The organism is Rhizobium aureum, assembly GCF_030182495.1.
GTDB classification, from domain to species: Bacteria; Pseudomonadota; Alphaproteobacteria; order Rhizobiales; family Rhizobiaceae; genus Rhizobium; species Rhizobium tropici_C.
This window is the reverse complement of record NZ_JAQJCI010000004.1, coordinates 380,535-398,985: the sequence shown is the minus strand read 5'-3', so window position 1 is coordinate 398,985 and position 18,451 is coordinate 380,535. Positions and strand designations below refer to the sequence as shown.

Here is an 18,451-nt window from a genome sequence, read left to right as displayed (position 1 = left end):
TTTCCGGGGAGTGTTTGATACAATGGCACCGAGTTCCCTACCGCCCCTTGCCAAATGCGCCCTGCCCGTCGCATTTTGCCGGCCATGCGTCCTGCTATCCTCGATCCGCTGTTTGCCTCCATCTCTTCGCTGCCCGGCGTCGGGCCGAAGGTATCCGAGCTGCTGGTTAAGCTGCTCGACCGCGAGACGATCGACGATTGCCGGGTCATCGACCTCATTTTTCACGCGCCGCATTCGATCATCGATCGACGCGAGCAGCCCGGTATAGCCCGAGCGCCGCAGGGCGCAATTGTCACCATCACCGGCCGTGTCGACCGACATCAGCCGCCGCCCAATCCGCGTAGCAACGTTCCCTATCGCGTCTATATGCACGACGAGACGGGAGAATTGGCGCTGGTCTTCTTTCGCAGCAAGGCGCAATGGCTCGAAAAGCAGCTGCCGATCGATGAAACCGTCACCGTCAGTGGTAAGGTCGATTGGTTCAACGGCCGACCGTCCATGGTGCATCCCGACTATATCATGCGCGAGAGCGAGGCGGAAAACCTGCCGCTCGTCGAACCGGTCTATCCGCTAACCGCCGGCCTCACGCCGAAGTTCCTGCGCAAGACCATCGAGGCGGCGCTGCCGCGCATCCCGCAGCTGCCCGAGTGGGATGACATAGCCCTTACTCAGAAGCAGGGTTTCCCCTCGATCTCCGACGCCTTCCACATGCTGCATGCGCCGAGGGATGCGGCGGATATCGATCCGCAATCTCCCGCGCGCCGCCGGCTTGCCTATGATGAATTCCTGGCAGGGCAATTGTCGCTCTCTCTCGTGCGCCAAAGGCTACGCAAGGTTGCGGGGCAGCCGGTGCATGCAACTGGAGAAATCAGCCGCAAGATACTGGAATCCCTGCCCTTCTCGATGACGAACAGCCAGCGCGACGCAGTGGCCGATATTCTCAAGGATATGGCGGGCACCGAGCGCATGCTTCGGCTGCTGCAGGGCGACGTCGGCGCGGGAAAGACACTCGTGGCACTGATGGCGATTGCCGCCGTCATAGAAAGCGGCGGCCAGGCCGTGCTGATGGCACCGACCGAAATTCTGGCTCGCCAGCATCATGCAACGATTTCAAAATTTGCTGCGAATGCAAACCTTTCCGTCGAAGTTCTTACAGGCCGTACGAAGGGGCGCGAGCGAGATGCGATCCTGGAGCGCATCGCCTCCGGCGAGGCGCAGATCATCATCGGCACCCATGCTCTGTTCCAGGACAGCGTCGCCTATGCCAACCTCATGTTGGCCGTCGTCGATGAACAGCACCGCTTCGGCGTTCATCAACGCCTGCGCCTGACCGCGAAGGGTATCTCTCCCCATATGCTCGTCATGACCGCGACGCCGATCCCGCGAACGCTGGTGCTTGCCGCTTTCGGGGATATGGATGTTTCCAAGCTCACCGAGAAGCCGGCGGGCCGAAAGCCGATCCAGACGATCACCATTCCGAATGAACGAACCGGCGACATCGTCGCGCGCCTAAGGAGCGCGCTAGCGGAAGGAAAAAAAGCCTATTGGATATGCCCACTTGTGGAGGAATCCGAAGAATCCGATTTAATGTCCGTCGAAGAGCGCCATGAGACGTTGACCAAGGCGCTCGGACCGGGCATCGGCCTGATCCATGGCCGGATGAGCGGCCCGGAAAAAGACGCTGTGATGATGGCGTTCAAGAACGGCGAGATCCGCCTGCTGGTGGCCACGACCGTCGTCGAAGTGGGCGTCGACGTACCGGATGCAACGATCATGGTCATCGAACATGCCGAACGCTTCGGCCTGGCGCAGCTTCACCAGTTGCGCGGACGCGTCGGTCGCGGTGACGAAGCCTCCACCTGTATTCTTCTCTACAAGGGCCCGCTCGGCGAAACCGGGCATGCGCGGCTGTCGATCATGCGCGAGACGGAAGACGGCTTCCGCATTGCCGAGGAGGACTTGAAGCTGCGCGGCGAAGGCGAGCTTCTCGGCACGCGTCAGTCCGGCACACCAGGCTTCCGCATCGCCAGCCTGGAAGCCCATGCCGATCTTCTGGAAATCGCCCGCAAGGATGCAGCCTATCTCATCGAGCGCGATCCGGAGCTGACCAGCGAGCGTGGCAGTGCGGTACGCACCCTGCTCTATCTCTTCCGTCGCGACGAAGCGATCCGGTTCCTGCGAGCGGGGTAAGCGGATGGACGCGTTAGCCGCGCCCATCGGCATTTCGTCAGATCACTTTGCGGCGAGGCCGGGAATGGTCACCTGGAATACCTGGAACATGGTGTCCACATCGCCCCCGCCGTCACCCTTGTAGGCCGCGCCCACCTGATAGCCATCCTGGGTCAGGAAGTCGTTGTCATTGGCGACGAACAGGAAGTAATCGTCCGGCAGCTTCGGATCCTGAACGCTGACGAGCGACATGGCCTCCCATTTTTCCGAGAGGTTGTTGCGGTCGTTCGGCGCGCCATTATGAAGGCCGAAGCGAGCGAGATCGGCGCTGTCGTTGATATCGATGAACTGGCTAACCGTGGCCGGCTTTACCGAGGCGTCAAGAACACCCTTGGGCGCGACCGCCGTATCGGCATCGAACTTGCTGCCGGCGATGTCGGTCGCAGCCGACACGTCGACGGCGACGATGCTGCGGTAGAGCGACTTGTCGCCCTTTACGCCGTAACCGTTGTTGCTGTCGCGCGCCAGCATCAGGAAGCTTGTCGGCGAGAGCGCATAGATTTCGCTCTGGGCGGCAACAGCCGTTTTGCCCTTGTCATTCGTGAAGACCGGCAGCGGCACGACATATTCATGAACCAGCTTCAGATTTGCCGGATCGGCAGCGTCATAGACCAGCGCGCGGGTGTTCTGGCGCGTGGAGCTGGAATCGCCGCCATCCTGGCGCGTTGCAGACTGCAGCACGGCGATCAGGAACTTGCCGTCCGGCGTCAGCGACATGCCTTCCAGACCCTGGTTGTTCTGGCGGCCGCTCGTCGGGTCCTTCGGATCCGGAGCGGTTTCACCGGGACCCGGGTTGTTGGAAGCGAAGTTGACGGCACCATTGCGCATCGGCAGCAAGGCGGCTGGCGGAGGGGTGGCGGACATCATGCGGCCATCGGCGGCAAAGCGGTAGATATAGGGACCATATTCGTCGCTGATGAACATCGTGCCGTCGGGCAGCCGTGCGATCGCTTCCGTGTCGAGCGAGATCTTGCCGTTCGGCGCCTGGGGCAGCAGCGGCATCGCGCCCTCCGCCTTACGGGTGCCATTGGCCGGATCGAGGCCGGTGGTGTCGGCGCCCTTGTCATCCTTCAGAAGCAGGGTGTCGGAAAGCTTGGCGTCGACGCCTGCCTGCTCCTTGCCGGCCGGCGGCGTCGCGCCGGGCGCGACGGGGCTCAAAGTGACGTCGATCGTGTTCAGGCGCGGACGATAGTCGGTCGTGCCGACAGCATTGTAGCCGCGGTCCGGCAGCAGCCAGAGCGAACCCTTATAGGTGCCGTCGGCATTGCGAACCCAGCTCTTGGTATCGATCGACATGCCTGAACCGGAGCCGAAGGTCTCGCCGAACTTGTCACGCAGGTTGGCGGGGATGCGGCCGACCGCAACACGTCCCTTGTTGACAAGCGTCACGCCCTGGACCGCGATGGAACTATCCGCAAGCGCCGCGACCGGCGCAGAAAAAACAAATGTGGCAAGCACAGCCGACAACAGCGGCAAGCTCTTCGAACGCATAGATTTCAAGACAATATCCTCCGATGAAAATATCTATGGAGACAATGAGATCCATCTCCGGCCCTCTCTCGAGCCGTGTCGAGAAACAACAGCCCGGGTCGAAACTCCGCACGTTCGATGATGAGATGCATCCGATTGCCTGTCCCGTACGACGGTCTAAGGCGTCAATATGATAGGGACATGACAGCTCGCGCGATACGCGAGGCCAGGCAACCCACGACAGGAGCGGGAGTGTCTCTAAGTCAGGGATTTTATCGGAACGGGCCTGGGCAGCCCCTTCGCCGCAACCAGCTCTTCCTTGTATTCGGGGGAAACCAGGCCGCCGGATATCAGCAGCTTGGCGCCATCCTCCGGGCTCATGTCGAGCACCGTGATCTTTTCGCGTGGAACGAAAACCAGAAAGCCGGCCGTTGGCACGGGTGTCGGCGGCAGGAAGACCGCCACCATGTCCTGACCCATAGCATTGAATTTCGAAGCAATCTCACCCTTGGCATCCGTCGATATGAACACCATGGACCAGAGACCGGGGCTCGGATATTCGATCAGCCCCACCTTCTTGAACGACGTACCCTGCTCCTTCAGCACGGTCTCGAAGATCTGCTTGACGCTCTTGTAGATGGTCCGCACCAAAGGCACGCGATTGACGATCGACTCGCCGAAGCGGACGATACTCTGGCCGATCAGGTTCTTGGCGAGAAAACCGACGATCGTGATGAAGATCATCGCGATCACCAGGCCGGTACCGGGAACGGCGAAGTTCAGGTAGCTTTCGGGATCGTAACGCGCGGGAATATAGGGGCGAACCCAGCTATCGGCCCAATGGACGACGGACCAGGTCAGCCACAGTGTGATGGCGATCGGAGCGCATATAATCAGGCCGGCCAGGAAATTGTTTCTGATCCGCGTGGTTACGGACATTTTGATGAGTTTTTCAGTCATTCGCCGCTCGAAAACTCCGTTCCGTCGCTACCGCTATCCGGCAAATTCTCCCCACCATCTCCGTGAGCGAATCGTGCCAGAAATCAGCGCGGCATACAACCCGCCAGCTGCGTCTGCGAGCCGAACAAACGATAGGCTCACGACGACGTGACGGCAAATGTGCGACGGAAAGAATCCTATTCCACGGTAACCGATTTGGCGAGGTTGCGCGGCTGATCGACATCCGTCCCCATGAAGACCGCGGTATGATAGGCAAGCAGCTGAATCGGTAGTGAGAAGATGATCGGCGCGATGATCTCATCGACGACCGGCAGCGCAATTGTCGCCATCGTCGGCAATGTCGAGGCGGCTGCCCCCGCTTCATCCGTGATGAAAATGATTCGACCGCCACGTGCCGCCACTTCCTGCATATTGGAAACGGTCTTGTCGAAAAAGCGGTCGTGCGGCGCGATGACGATGACGGGCATGTTCTCGTCGATCAGGGCAATAGGACCGTGCTTCAGCTCGCCGGCCGCATATCCCTCGGCGTGGATGTAGGAGATTTCCTTCAGCTTCAGCGCGCCTTCCATGGCGAGCGGGAAGCTCGTGCCGCGACCGAGATAGAGCACATCCTTGAACTTCGAAATCTCGCGCGCCAGGCCTTCCATCTGCGGCTGGATGATATTCAGGACATTGGCCATGATGCGCGGCATCTCGACGAGATGGCGCACCATTTCCTGTTCCTCCGCAGCGTTGACGGTACCTCGAGCGATACCCGCTCCGACAGCCAGCGAAGCAAGAACGGCAAGCTGGCAGGTGAAGGCCTTCGTCGAGGCAACGCCGATCTCGGGGCCGGCCATGATCGGAAATACAGCATCGGACTCGCGCGCGATGGTCGATTCCTTGACGTTGACGACCGCACCGATTTTGAGGCCGTGATCCCGGCAATAGCGCAGTGAGGCAAGCGTATCGGCCGTTTCACCGGATTGCGAGATGAACAGTGCCGCCTGCGAGGGCAACAAAGGCATTTCGCGGTAGCGGAATTCTGAGGCCACGTCGATTTCGACCGGCAGGCGCGCATATCGCTCGAACCAGTATTTGCCGATCAAACCGGCAAGATAAGCTGTACCGCAAGCGGAAATCGCCAGGCCCGAGGCATTGCCGAAATCGATCGCCGATGCGCTTGGGCGTACCCGGTGGCTGGCGAAATCGACATATTGGCTGAGCGCGTGCGAAATGACCTCCGGCTGCTCGTAGATTTCCTTCTCCATGAAGTGGCGATGGTTGCCCTTGTCGACCACATAGGCGGTTGCCTGCGAAATCTGCCGCGGCCTCGTCACTTCATTGCCGTTGAAATCGAGAATGGTCGCGCCGGCATGGGTGACGATCGCGCAGTCGCCGTCGACGAGGTAGCTGATCTCGTTGGTGAAGGGCGCAAGGGCAATCGCATCCGAACCGAGGAACATTTCGCCCTTGCCGTAACCCACGGCAAGCGGCGGGCCGGAACGCGCCGCGATCAACGTGTCAGGATCGTTCTCGAACATCACGGCCAGTGCGTAGGCACCAGTCACGCGGTTCAGCATCTTCAGCATTGCGGCGCGGGGATCCAGACCTTCGCGGATATGGTTTGCGAGCAGGTGCGCAACCACTTCCGTGTCTGTCTGCGAAGCAAATACCTTGCCTTCGGCCTTCAACTCCTCGCGCAATTCGGAGAAGTTTTCGATGATGCCGTTATGGACGACGGCGACGCCTTCCACGAAATGCGGGTGGGCATTGGTTTCGTTCGGAACGCCGTGCGTGGCCCAGCGCGTATGGGCAATCCCCGTCGTGCCGGGCAGAGGATCAGTCTCCAGCCGCTTCTCCAGATTGAAGAGCTTTCCTTCCGCGCGGCGGCGATCCATCACGCCATCATGGATCGTCGCGACGCCGGCCGAATCATAGCCGCGGTATTCGAGGCGCCGCAGCGCGTCCACCAAGCGGTCCGCTACAGGCTTCGTTCCGACGATCCCAACAATGCCGCACATACAACTCTCCGTCTGGCCTCAGATATGAGGGCAAGTCCTAATCATTCCTGCAATTTTCTCAATTGCCGCAACGGTCACTTTCGATTTCTGACCGTTACGCGGATCGCCCAAGAGTTTAGTGGCCGGCCTTCTTGGCTGCCTTGATAGCAAGGGCCCGCTCGCGAATGAGCTTGGCGCGTTCCGGCTTCACCTCCTGGCGCGCACGCCCGAAGGCCAGCGCATCGGCGGGAACATCGTCGGTGATAACGCTGCCGGACGCAATGTAGGCGCCATCACCGATGCGGATGGGTGCCACGAGCGATGAATTGGACCCGACGAAGGCATTGGCGCCGATATGGGTTTCGTGCTTGTTCACGCCATCATAATTGCAGGTGATCGTGCCGGCACCGATGTTGCTGGCGGCACCCACCGTCGCGTCGCCGATATAGGTCAGATGATTGACCTTGGCGCCCTCGCCGATCTTGCCGTTCTTGACCTCGCAGAAATTGCCGACCTTTGCGCCACGAGCGAGGTCCGCACCAGGGCGCAGCCTTGCAAATGGCCCGACGGTGGCACCTGCGCTGACATGTGCGCCCTCTATATGCGAGAAGGCGTGGACGATCGCGCCGCCTTCAATGACCGCGCCCGGGCCGAACACGACATTCGGCTCGATCAATGCATCCTGGCCGATAACGGTATCATAGGCCAAAAACACGGTCTCCGGCGCAATCATGGTGACACCGGACAGCATCAGCTCGTGCCGGCGCCGCTCCTGCCAGAGACGCTCGATGAAGGCGAGTTCGGCGCGGTTGTTGCAGCCAGTCATCTCGACTTCGGGTGCATCGACGGCCACGGCGCGCCCGCCCAGCGAACGGGCGATCTCGACGAGATCGGTGAGGTAGTATTCGCCCTTGGCATTATCATTGCCGATGCGGTCGAGCAGATCGAGCGCCTTGCGGCCGTTGATCGCCATCAGACCGCTATTGCACCAGGTCACCGCCAGTTCGGCGTCCGTTGCATCCTTTGCCTCGCGGATCGCGATCAATTCGCCATCCTTGACCAGCAACCGGCCATAGACATTCGGATTGTCGGTGTGAAAGCCGATGACGACGACGTCATTGCCTTCGGCCAGCCCCTGGCGCGCAGCGCGAAGCGGCGTGTCGGTCAGCAACGGCACATCGCCATAGGCAACGAGGATATCGTCGTATCCCCTGGCGATCGCTTCGCGCGCCGCCAGCACGGCGTGACCGGTGCCGAGGCGCTCCTTCTGCAGATAGGATTCGACGGTGATGCCGCCGATCGACGCTGCCGCAGTCACCTCATCGGCATTGCGCCCGACAACCAGCGCTGCCGCCGAAATATCCGTCTTGGCGATCGCCTCCATCACATGCGCGATCATCGGGCGACCGGCAATCGGATGCAGAACCTTCGATATCGACGATTTCATACGGGTACTGTCGCCGGCGGCGAGAATGATGGCGAGGCAGGTACGTTCCATTTCGGGCTCCGAGATATACGATCAGGCGTTGCCCGCTGACGAGCACAGTCACCCTCATAGCAACTAGTCGAGCGGCGAACTACGGCGAAATTAAAGGCAGAGCTCAGGCCTGGGCAAGAGCGGCGAAACCTTCGAGGACGTGCTGACGCCCATCGATGATCACAAACTCCATAGCCTTGTGCGCGGCCGGGCCGTCCCGCGCCGCGATGGCATCGACAATCGCCATATGCGTGTCGGCAATATTGGCAAAGCCATTGCTGGAAGGAGGCGCGCTCATGCGGAACATGCCGACCAATGCCGCCTCGATGAGTCCGCCGAGCGAGCGCATGAACGGGTTCTGCGACGCTTCGGTGATTGCCAGATGGAAATGCAGGTCGGCAACGGCAAGGCTGTCCGACGTATGATGCGAGGCGGCCATGGAGGCTGCGAGCCGGCGCAGGAGATCGATGTCCTCGCGGCTGGCCCGCTCCGCTACCAGGCTGGCGGCGAAAGGCTCGAAAGCCATGCGTATGTCATAGAGGTGGAGAAGGAACTCCTTGTTGACCCCGCTCTCGAAGTGCCAGTTAAGCACTTCATTATCGAACATGTTCCAATGAATTCTCTCGGTGACCCGAGTGCCGACACGTGCCCGCGGCACGATCAGCCCCTTTGCCGCAAGCGTCTTCATGCTTTCGCGCAGAACGGTGCGGGATACCTTGAATCGCTGCAGAAGCTCGCTGTCGCCAGGAAGAATGCTACCGATCGGAAAAGCGCCTGACACGATCGCCTTACCAAGATCGTCGACGACCTGAGCATGGCTCGTTCGCGTCTTTCTCTCGGGTTTTCTGGTATCAAGCAATCGGCTGCGCAAGCATTCTGTCCTTCCCTCAGGCGTACCGTCGATTGAAACGGGAAAGCAGCAGAAGGCCCTTCTGCATCAGAATAAATGCAAACAGCAATAAGCCGATCAATATCTTCGTCCACCAGCTGGAAAGCGTTCCATCGAAGGTGATGTAGGTCTGAATCAGGCCCTGTATGAGAATTCCGATGAGTGTTCCCCCGACGAACCCCGCTCCTCCCGTCAGCAGTGTTCCACCTATGACCACAGCAGCGATGGCGTCGAGCTCAACGCCAACGGTGGCAAGCGAATATCCAGCGGATGTATAGATCGAAAAAACGATTCCGGATAGACCGGCGAGAAAACCCGACAAAGCGTAGATCCGGATCGTCGTACGGCCGACGGGAACGCCCATGAGTTGCGCCGTCGGCACACCGCCGCCCAAGGCATAGACATTGGCACCGAAACGAGTGCGGTGAGCCAGGATGACGCCGCCGGCGAAGACGAGCAGCATGAGGCCACCGATCAATGTCAGCCGGCCGCCGCCAGGCATCAGCCAATAGAGATCGTTCAGCTGCGAATAGAAATCATGCTCGATCGGGATACTGTCGATGGACAGCACGAAGGCTATGCCGCGCGCCAGGAACATGCCGGCCAGCGTCACGATGAAGGGCGGCATGCTGAGATAATGGATGATGGCACCCATGCCGGCGCCGAAAATCGTCGTGATCACGAGGACCAGGGCGAACGCGACCAGGGGATGGATCGTCGTATCGCGAAAGATAACCGCGAGGAAAACGCCGGTAAAGGCAATGACCGAGCCGATGGACAGATCGATCCCGCCGGAAATGATCACGAATGTCATGCCGACGGCCGCAATCCCCAGAAAAGCATTGTCGGTCAATAGATTACCGATCACTCGCGTCGACAGCATGTTCGGATATTGCGTCACGCAGCCGGCATAGGCGAGAATGAAGATGACGATCGTCGCAAGCAGCGGAAGATATTTGGAATTCACTTTGCCTGCTCCTTTTGCACCATCCGCCCTTCGCCTCGGCGCCAGAAAAATGACATGGTGGATTGCATCGCCGGGGACTGGATGACCAGAATGACGATGACGATGACCGCCTTGATCACCAGATTGAACTCCGGCGGAAAGCCGGAGAGCAGTATGCCTGTATTGACCGATTGAATGATCATCGCGCCGATCAGTGAACCGACGATGCTGAAGCGGCCGCCAAGCAACGAATTGCCACCGACGACGACGGCGAGAATCGCGTCCAGCTCCAGCCACAGGCCGGCGTTATTGGCATCGGCGCCCTTGATATCGGCCGAAACGATGATGCCGGCGATAGAGGCGCAAAGCCCGCTCAATGCATAAACCGCCATGAGCAGGACCGGGGTTTGGATACCTGACAGCGTGCTCGCCCGGCGGTTGATACCAATCGCTTCGACCAACATCCCAAGCGCCGTGCGCCGGACGAGAAGGATCACGACAAGTGCAGCGACAAGCCAGATCACCACAGGCATCGGGAGTGCCGCGAAGGAACCGCTGCCGAGAAAGATCAGCCCGTCATTGTTGAAGGTGAGGATCGTACCCTCGGTGATCAATTGCGCGATGCCGCGACCGGCCACCATCAGCACCAGCGTCGCGATGATCGGCTGGATATCGAGCGCGGCGACAAGAAAGCCATTCCATAAGCCGCACGCCAGACCGATACCGACGGTCAGCAACAGAGTGTAGCTCAGCGAATAGCCGGAAACGATCGACGATGCCGCCACGGCACCACATATGGCAATCACCGCGCCGACCGAAAGATCGATGCCCCTGGTGGCGATGACCAGCGTCATGCCGATGGACAGCAGCGCCACCGGTGCGCCGCGATTGAGCACGTCAATCAGGCTCCCGTAGAGTCTTCCATTTTGAATTTCCAGATGAAAGAAATGCGGGAACATAATGAAATTCAACAGAAGAATTACCGCAAGCGCAATGAACTGCGGCAGCAACCGAAGCAAGGATGCCTTGATTTGCGAGCTCATGCGTCTTCCTTTGCATTCTGAGCCGTGGCGATAGCCTCGACGATATTTCCGGCTGATATCTCGCTGCCGGTCAACTCGGCAATATGTTCGCGGTCGCGCAGGACGATGACGCGTGAACTATAGGCGACAAGCTCCTCGAGTTCCGACGAAATGACTACCAGGGACATGCCCTGCCGGCAAAGATCTTCGATCAGCCGGATGATTTCCGCATGCGCGCCAACATCGATACCACGGGTCGGTTCGTCCAGGATCAGGAAATTCGGATTGGTCGCCAGCCATCGCGCCAGGATCGCCTTTTGCTGGTTGCCACCCGAAAGAAGACGGATGGGCTTTTCCCGATCGGTCGTGCGGATATCCAGCGCCTTGATGTAGCGGTCGGCGATGGCATTCTGCTCGCTGCGTGCGAGAGGCCTGGCCCAGCCGCGCCTGGCCTGCAGTGCCATGATGATATTCTCCCGGATGGAAAGATCGCCGATAATGCCATCCGTCTTGCGATCTTCCGGGCAGAAGCCGAAGCCGCGCTTGATCGCAGCGCGTGGGCTGGAAAGCGTAACGGTATTGCCATCGATCTTCGCTTCGCCGCTATCGGCACGCTCGACGCCGAAAAGCACTTCGGCGGTTTCGGTGCGTCCGGAGCCAAGCAGGCCGGCGATGCCGACCACCTCTCCGACATGAACCTCCATGTCGAAGGGCTTGATCTTGCCGCGCTTGCCGAAATTCGTGAAATGATATCTGACCGGGCCGCTTTCCGTCTCTGTCTGCTTGGCCGCACTTTCCGTCTCGGCAAGTTCGCGGCCGAGCATCATGGCGATCAAGGTCTGCCGCGGCAGACCATCCGCATCGCGCGTGCCGACCAGACGACCATTGCGAAGAACGGTGATGCGATCGCAGATCTCGTAGACCTGCTCCAGAAAATGCGTGATGAAGACGATTCCCAGGCCGCGCTCCTTCAGGCGCCTGACGATGCCGAACAGCATCTCGACTTCATGCGTGTCGAGGCTCGCGGTCGGCTCGTCGAGAATCAGCACTTTGCCGGAGAGATCGACGGCGCGGGCAATCGCGATCACCTGCTGTATGGCAACGGAGAAACGGTCCAGCTGGCGGCTGACATCGATATCCATGCCATATTGCGACAACAGGTCTCTCGCCATGCCGTTCATGATGCGGCTGCTGACCATGCCGAACCGCTGCGGCTGGCGACCGAGGAACAGGTTCTCCGCCACGCTTAGATTGGGAAGCAGGTTCACTTCCTGATAGACTGTTCCGATGCCGAGCTTTTGCGCCGCCAGCGTGTCGTGGGGATCGATCTCGGCGCCGTCGAGAACCAGAGTGCCGCCGTCGCGGCGATAGGCGCCTGTCATGCACTTGATCAGCGTGGATTTTCCGGCACCGTTCTCGCCAAGCAGCGCGTGAACCTCGCCGCGCATCAATGTGAAATCAACGTGATCGAGAGCGGTCGAACCGGGAAAATATTTACAAAAGCCTGTCGCTGTCAGAAGTCGCTCGACGTCTTGAGCCATGAAGCGCTGATATCCTTGCATTGAGCCAATGGGCGAAAGCGATAGCCGGCGCATTGCGTCGATGCGCCGGCATCTTGAACAAGAATGCGCACCGGCGGCTCTGCCAGCAGGTGCGATCAGCTTTTGTCTTAGTAGCCGAGGTCCTTCTTCTGCTCGTAGACCTTCTGCGGATCATCGGCCTGGGTGTAGAGCTTGGACTCGGTCTGGATCCACTTCGGCGGCTCCTTCTTGCTTTTCAGATAGGCGTCGAGCGCATCGAAGGCGGGACCAGCCATGTTCGGCGTCAGTTCGACAGTGGCGTTCGCCTCGCCGGCAGTCATCGCCTTGAAGATATCCGGAACCGAATCGATTGACACGACCAGGATATCCTTGCCCGGCTTCAGGCCGGATTCCTTGATCGCCTGGATTGCACCGACGGCCATATCGTCGTTATGAGCATAGAGCGCGCAGATATCCTTGCCGCCGTTTTCAGCCTTCAGGAAGCTTTCCATCACTTCCTTGCCCTTGGCGCGGGTGAAATCGCCGGTCTGGCTGCGAACGATCTTCAGGTTGTCGTGACCCTTGATGGCTTCCTCGAAGCCCTTCTTGCGGGCGATGGCCGGCGAGGAACCGGTCGTGCCCTGCAGCTCGACGACATTGCACTTCTTGTCGCCGACCGTCTTGACGAGCCAGTCGCCGGCGACCTTGCCCTCATGAACCAGGTCGGACGTGACGGCGGTCAGATAAAGGTCCTTCGGCGCGTTGACCGTGCGGTCAAGCAGGATGACGGGGATCTTGGCTTCCTTGGCTTCCTTCAGGACAGCATCCCAGCCGGTCTCGACCACAGGCGCAAGCAGGATCGCATCGACGCCCTGCGCGATGAACGAGCGGATCGCCTTGATCTGGTTTTCCTGCTTCTGCTGCGCGTCAGCGAATTTCAGGTCGATGCCGCGCTTCTTGGCTTCCTGCTTCGTCAGCGTCGTTTCGGCCGCACGCCAACCAGACTCCGAACCGATTTGCGAGAATCCGACGACCAGGTCTTTAGCCGATGCCGACGTGAACATGCAGGCAGCGAGCATCGTCGCACTGATCAGTGCAGTCTTCAACTTCATGATTTCCTCCCAAAGGCCATTTCCTCAGGCCAAGGTTTAAAAATCATATAGTAATACTTTTGTAAATTGGCATTCGATGTTGCAGCGCAACAAAAAGGGGCATTTAAAACGCCCCTTCTCAACTTAAACTATTTCGCCCGCTTATTTCGAAGCCGGCAGCTTGTCGTCGACCCCTTCGATGTAGAAGTTCATGCCGAGCAGCGTGCCGTCATCAGCCTTTTCGCCTGCCTTCAGCCAAGGGGTTCCGTCCTGCTTGTTGATCGGGCCGGTGAAGGGCGCGAGCTCGCCGGACTTGATCTTGGCTTCGGTTTCCTGAGCCATCTTCTTCACGTCGTCGGGCATGTTGGTGTAGTCAGCCATCTTCAAGATGCCGTCCTTGAGGCCGTCCCAGCTCTGTTCGGACTTCCAGGTGCCGTCGAGCAGCGCGTGAACGCGCTTGGAGTAGTAGTTGCCCCAGGTGTCGACGATCGCCGTCAGCTGTGCCTTCGGACCAGCCTTGATCATGTCGGAAGCCTGGCCGAAAGCATGGATGCCACGCTCTTCAGCAACCTGCATCGGCGCCGTCGTATCGGTGTGCTGCGTCAGGATATCGACACCCTGGTCGACCATGGCCTTGGCGGCGTCTGCTTCCTTGCCCGGATCGAACCAGGTGTTGACCCAGACGACCTTGAGCTTGAAGCTGGGATCGATCGAGCGCGCGCCCTGTTCGAAGGAATTGATGCCCATCACGACTTCCGGAATCGGGAAGGACGCGATGTAAGCGGCACCATGATTCTTCGACGTCTTGGCGGCGATCTGGCCCAGGATGTAACGGCCTTCATAGAAGCGCGAGTTGTAGGTCGCGAGATTCGGGCCGCTCTTGAACCCCGTCGCATGCTCGAACTTCACCTTCGGGAACTTGGCGGCAACCTTGACGGTCGCGTCCATGAAGCCGAATGAGGTGGAGAAGATCAGCGAGCAGCCGGAACGGGCAAGACGCTCGATGGCGCGTTCGGCATCCGGGCCTTCCGGCACGTTTTCGAGATAGGGCGTCTCGATCTTGTTGCCGAACTCCTTCTGGACCTGCTGGCGGCCGAGATCATGCGCCTGCGAATAACCGCCATCCGTATGCGAGCCGACATAGACGAAGCAGACCTTGGTCGGCGCTGCTTCAGCAGCGGCCGCAAAGCCGATGATGGCGGCGGCTGTCGTTGTGAGGGCGAGTGCTAGTTTCTTCATGGTTACCCCTGTTGGTTTGACACTATGAAATCCGTCCGATTCTTGTCTTCAGCGTTCCGGAACGAAGGCCTTGCCGAGCGACGCTGGCGTGTTGATCAAGGTCGCGCGGCGATTTTGAGAGATGATGACGAGAACCACAATAGTCGATGCATAGGGCAGCATCGATAGGAATTGCGAGGGAATGCCGACGCCGAAGCCTTGCGCATGGAACTGCAGGATCGTTACGGCACCGAAAAGATAGCCGCCGGCCATGACGCGCATCGGCCGCCAGGATGCGAAGACCACCAGCGCCAGCGTCACCCAGCCGCGGCCGGCCGACATGTTCTCGACCCATTGCGGCGTATAGACAAGCGACAGCTGCGCGCCGGCAAGCCCGGCACAGGCACCGCCGAACATGACGGCGAGATAGCGGGTGCGGATGACATCGATGCCGAGAGCATGGGCCGAGCCATGGCTATCGCCGACGGCGCGCAGCTTCAGGCCGGCACGGCTGCGGAAGAGGAACCAATTGACACCGATGAGTAGCGCTATCGAGAGATAGAAGGTCACGTCCTGCTTGAACAGCACCGAGCCGATCAGCGGAATATCCGACAGGAACGGAAAAACGATCTCCTGCAGCTGCACACCCGGCACGCTGACATAGCCTTCGCCGATCATGCCGGAAAGGCCGAGGCCGAGGATAGTCAGCGCCAGCCCCGTTGCGACCTGGTTCGTCACCAGCGTCAGGGTCAGGAAGCCGAACAGCAGCGAAAACAGCGCGCCCGCAACGATGCCGGTCAGCAGGCCGACATAGGGAGATCCGCTCATCTGGGCGCCGACGAAAGCGGCAACGGCACCGATGATCATCATGCCTTCGACACCGAGATTGAGCACGCCCGACCGTTCCACCACCAGCTCACCGAGGCCGGCGATGACGAGCGGCGTCGATGCGGTGATGATGGTGAGCAGGATGGCTTCGAAGACACTCATGCCGCACCTCCCCGAACCCGCGACCAGACCAGGCGGATCCTGTAATAGATCAGCGTGTCGCAGGAGAGCACGAAAAACAGCAACAGCCCCTGGAAGACGCTGGCCGCCTTGGCGGAAATGCCGGGCGACAATTGCGCCGCCTCGCCACCGAGATAGGTCAGCGCCAATACAAGGCCGGAGAGGATGGCTCCGAGCGGATTGAGGCGTGCGAGGAAGGCGACGATGATAGCGGTGAAGCCGTAACCAGGCGAGATCGCCGGCTGAAGATGGCCGATGGAGCCGGAAACCTCGGATATGCCGGCCAATCCCGAGAGCGCACCGGAAAAGAGGAAGGCAAACCAGACCATCTTGCGCGAGGAGAAACCGGCAAAGCGCCCTGCCCGCGCCGACTGGCCGAGTACCGTTATCTCAAAGCCCTTCAGCGTATATTTCATCAGGAACCAGGCAAGGACCGCCGCGACCACGGCAAAGACGATGCCCCAATGCGCTCGCCCGGAATCTTCCCATATCGCCGGCAGCACGGCTTCCGGGGGGAAATCGATGCTCTGCGGAAAATTATGGCCTTGAGGATCGCGCCATGGCCCGCGCGACAGCCAATCCAGGAAGAGCTGCGCGATATAGACCAGCATCAGGCTCGTCAGGATCTCATTGGTATTGAAATGCGCCTTCAGCAGCGCCGGAATGGCGGCATAGAGCGCACCGCCGATAGCGCCGGCGAGCAGCATCAGAGGCAGGATCGACGGCGAGTGCCAATCGGTGAAGACGATCGGGATGAACGATCCAGCGACTGCACCCATGGTAAACTGGCCCTCGGCACCGATATTCCAATTGTTGGAACGGTAGCAGAGGCACAGGCCGACTGCGATCAGGATCAATGGCCCAGCCTTGATCGCCAGTTCGTGCAGCGACCATACTTCCAGCAGAGGCTCGACGAAGAAGGCATTGAGCGCCTCGACGGGATCCTTGCCCATGACGGCGAACATGATGGTGCCGGCGATCAGCGCCAGGACGAGGGCAAGCAACGGCGACAGGAAGCCGAACAGCTTCGAGACCTGCGGGCGCTTTTCGAGTTCAATGCGCATGGGCAGGCTCCGAATGCGTCTTCGATTCATGCAGCCCGCCCATCAGCAGGCCGATCTTTTCGCGGGTCAGCTCACCTGCCGGATAGGATGGCGACAGCCGCCCTTCCGAGATGACGGCGATATCGGTCGCGATTTCGAAAATCTCATCCAGGTCCTGGCTGATGACGAGCACGGCCGAACCGTCGCGGGCGAGATCGACCAGTGCCTGGCGGATGCGGCTGGCAGCGCCGGCATCCACGCCCCAGGTCGGCTGATTGACAACGAGCACGCTCGGCTGACGATCCAGCTCGCGGCCGACGATAAATTTCTGCAGATTGCCGCCGGAAAGCGCGCCGGCGGCGGGATCCTCGCCGCTTTTGCGCACATCCATCGCCTCGCAGATCCGCTTCGTCGCCTGCTTGACCGCGCCATGCCTGATGACGTTGAAGAAGCCACCACCCAGAAACGACTTGCGGTCCGACTGATGCCTGGCGAGCACGAGATTGTCGGAGAGTTTCAATGCCGATACGGCCGCGTGGCCATGGCGTTCTTCCGGCACAAAACCAGCGCCCAGCAGCCGGCGCGCATTGATGCCCTTGCCTCCCACCGCCTTGCCGCGCAACTGGACGAGATCATCCGATGCAACGGTGTATTCACCTGAAATGACATCGAACAGCTCGCCCTGGCCGTTTCCGGCGACTCCGGCAATCGCCAACACCTCGCCCGCACGTACACGCAGGGCAACATCCTTCAGCGACATGGCAAAAGGAGTTCGCGCGGGCGCCGAAAGGCCGGCGACTTCCAAGAGGATATCCCCTTTCTTGTCCAGACCTTCGTGATGCACGCTCGCGACATCACTGCCGACCATCATACGGGCGAGCGAGCCCGTCGTTTCCTGCCGCGGGTCGCAGGCGCCCGTAACTTTACCGTGGCGCAGGACAGTGGCGCGCGAACAGATGCGCTGCACTTCCTCCAGCCGATGGCTGATGTAAAGCACCGAGCGTCCCTCGTCTCTCAGCTTAAACAGGGTCTCGAAGAGGCGATCGGCTTCCTGCGGTGTCAAAACAGAGGTTGGCTCATCGAGAATGATCAGCTTCGGATTCTGCAGAAGCGCGCGAACGATCTCGATGCGCTGGCGTTCGCCGACCGAAAGATCGGCGACATGCGCATTCGGATCGAGCGGCAGGCCATAGGCATGCGAAAGCTTTGCAGCCTCCTCGGAAATTTTTGCGAGCGGGATATTGCTGTCGAGCGAGAGCGCTATATTTTCCGCGACGGTCAACGCCTCGAACAGGGAAAAATGCTGGAATACCATGCCGATCCCGAGCTTGCGCGCAGTACCCGGCGCATCGATCGAAACGGGCTGTCCCTGCCAGATAATCTCGCCATGAGACGGTTCGAGCACGCCGAACAGCATCTTGACGAGCGTGGATTTGCCTGCGCCGTTCTCCCCGAGGAGAGCGTGAATTTCTCCCGGCTGGATTTCAAGATCGATTTCGTTGCAAGCAGTAAAACTGCCGAACATTTTCGTCAGTTTGCGAACCGACAATAGCGCGCCGGTTGCCGGCGCATCGGATGACGACACGTTCCCCTCAT

General features: G+C 60.0%; 14 protein-coding genes. 1 reads left to right on the top strand and 13 read right to left on the bottom strand.

Features of this window, described 5'->3' with window-relative positions; genetic code table 11:
- Positions 1-84 precede the first annotated feature (84 nt).
- Entirely contained in the window at positions 85-2,190 is a 2,106-nt protein-coding gene (gene recG, locus PH552_RS13270; RefSeq protein ID WP_112341056.1) for an ATP-dependent DNA helicase RecG, read from the top strand.
- Between the two features lie 42 nt (positions 2,191-2,232).
- Here recG and PH552_RS13265 read toward each other — a convergent pair whose 3' ends face one another.
- The 13 genes from PH552_RS13265 to PH552_RS13205 all read right to left on the bottom strand — a co-directional run bounded on the left by PH552_RS13265 (position 2,233) and on the right by PH552_RS13205 (position 18,440).
- Entirely contained in the window at positions 2,233-3,720 is a 1,488-nt protein-coding gene (locus tag PH552_RS13265) for an esterase-like activity of phytase family protein (protein ID WP_432421983.1), read from the bottom strand.
- Between the two features lie 237 nt (positions 3,721-3,957).
- A complete protein-coding gene (locus PH552_RS13260; protein WP_069612147.1) occupies positions 3,958-4,659 on the bottom strand; it encodes a DUF502 domain-containing protein in 702 nt (233 codons plus the stop codon).
- 176 nt (positions 4,660-4,835) lie between these two features.
- Positions 4,836-6,662 carry a glutamine--fructose-6-phosphate transaminase (isomerizing) gene (gene glmS / locus PH552_RS13255; RefSeq protein WP_112340786.1) on the bottom strand — a complete coding sequence of 609 codons (1,827 nt, stop codon included), beginning with the start codon at positions 6,660-6,662 and terminating at the stop codon, positions 4,836-4,838.
- Positions 6,663-6,777: 115 nt separating this feature from the next.
- Positions 6,778-8,139, bottom strand: coding sequence for a bifunctional UDP-N-acetylglucosamine diphosphorylase/glucosamine-1-phosphate N-acetyltransferase GlmU (gene glmU / locus PH552_RS13250; protein WP_112340787.1), 1,362 nt, complete (start codon positions 8,137-8,139; stop codon positions 6,778-6,780).
- Positions 8,140-8,242: 103 nt separating this feature from the next.
- On the bottom strand, positions 8,243-8,989 hold the full coding sequence (locus tag PH552_RS13245; protein ID WP_112340788.1) for a FadR/GntR family transcriptional regulator: 747 nt from the start codon (positions 8,987-8,989) through the stop codon (positions 8,243-8,245).
- 16 nt (positions 8,990-9,005) lie between these two features.
- Positions 9,006-9,974, bottom strand: a complete 969-nt coding sequence (gene yjfF / locus PH552_RS13240; RefSeq protein ID WP_112340789.1) for a galactofuranose ABC transporter, permease protein YjfF — start codon at positions 9,972-9,974, stop codon at positions 9,006-9,008.
- The gene (locus tag PH552_RS13235) at positions 9,971-10,996 is read right to left on the bottom strand and encodes an ABC transporter permease (RefSeq protein ID WP_285166066.1); all 1,026 of its coding nucleotides are present in this window, start codon (positions 10,994-10,996) and stop codon (positions 9,971-9,973) included. The genes yjfF and PH552_RS13235 overlap by 4 nt, the downstream gene beginning before the upstream one ends.
- Positions 10,993-12,516, bottom strand: a complete 1,524-nt coding sequence (ytfR, locus tag PH552_RS13230) for a galactofuranose ABC transporter, ATP-binding protein YtfR (RefSeq protein ID WP_112340791.1) — start codon at positions 12,514-12,516, stop codon at positions 10,993-10,995. Before ytfR ends, PH552_RS13235 begins: the two co-directional genes overlap by 4 nt.
- A 128-nt stretch (positions 12,517-12,644) precedes the next feature.
- Positions 12,645-13,607, bottom strand: coding sequence for a galactofuranose ABC transporter, galactofuranose-binding protein YtfQ (ytfQ, locus tag PH552_RS13225; RefSeq protein ID WP_112340792.1), 963 nt, complete (start codon positions 13,605-13,607; stop codon positions 12,645-12,647).
- Positions 13,608-13,748: 141 nt separating this feature from the next.
- Positions 13,749-14,825, bottom strand: coding sequence for a BMP family ABC transporter substrate-binding protein (locus PH552_RS13220; protein WP_112340793.1), 1,077 nt, complete (start codon positions 14,823-14,825; stop codon positions 13,749-13,751).
- A gap of 48 nt (positions 14,826-14,873) precedes the next feature.
- The gene (locus PH552_RS13215; protein WP_112340794.1) at positions 14,874-15,794 is read right to left on the bottom strand and encodes an ABC transporter permease; all 921 of its coding nucleotides are present in this window, start codon (positions 15,792-15,794) and stop codon (positions 14,874-14,876) included.
- Positions 15,791-16,876, bottom strand: coding sequence for an ABC transporter permease (locus tag PH552_RS13210; RefSeq protein WP_112340795.1), 1,086 nt, complete (start codon positions 16,874-16,876; stop codon positions 15,791-15,793). The genes PH552_RS13215 and PH552_RS13210 overlap by 4 nt, the downstream gene beginning before the upstream one ends.
- Entirely contained in the window at positions 16,866-18,440 is a 1,575-nt protein-coding gene (locus tag PH552_RS13205) for an ABC transporter ATP-binding protein (protein WP_112340796.1), read from the bottom strand. The genes PH552_RS13210 and PH552_RS13205 overlap by 11 nt, the downstream gene beginning before the upstream one ends.
- Positions 18,441-18,451 lie beyond the last annotated feature (11 nt).

Coding starts and splice junctions, on each gene's coding strand:
- PH552_RS13210 (WP_112340795.1), bottom strand. CDS start 16,876: ATGCGCATTGAACTCGAAAAGCGCCCGCAGGTCTCGAAGCTGTTCGGC.
- PH552_RS13235 (WP_285166066.1), bottom strand. CDS start 10,996: ATGAGCTCGCAAATCAAGGCATCCTTGCTTCGGTTGCTGCCGCAGTTC.
- glmU (WP_112340787.1), bottom strand. CDS start 8,139: ATGGAACGTACCTGCCTCGCCATCATTCTCGCCGCCGGCGACAGTACC.
- recG (WP_112341056.1), top strand. CDS start 85: ATGCGTCCTGCTATCCTCGATCCGCTGTTTGCCTCCATCTCTTCGCTG.
- PH552_RS13260 (WP_069612147.1), bottom strand. CDS start 4,659: ATGACTGAAAAACTCATCAAAATGTCCGTAACCACGCGGATCAGAAAC.
- PH552_RS13215 (WP_112340794.1), bottom strand. CDS start 15,794: ATGAGTGTCTTCGAAGCCATCCTGCTCACCATCATCACCGCATCGACG.
- ytfR (WP_112340791.1), bottom strand. CDS start 12,516: ATGGCTCAAGACGTCGAGCGACTTCTGACAGCGACAGGCTTTTGTAAA.
- ytfQ (WP_112340792.1), bottom strand. CDS start 13,607: ATGAAGTTGAAGACTGCACTGATCAGTGCGACGATGCTCGCTGCCTGC.
- PH552_RS13220 (WP_112340793.1), bottom strand. CDS start 14,825: ATGAAGAAACTAGCACTCGCCCTCACAACGACAGCCGCCGCCATCATC.
- glmS (WP_112340786.1), bottom strand. CDS start 6,662: ATGTGCGGCATTGTTGGGATCGTCGGAACGAAGCCTGTAGCGGACCGC.
- PH552_RS13265 (WP_432421983.1), bottom strand. CDS start 3,720: ATGCGTTCGAAGAGCTTGCCGCTGTTGTCGGCTGTGCTTGCCACATTT.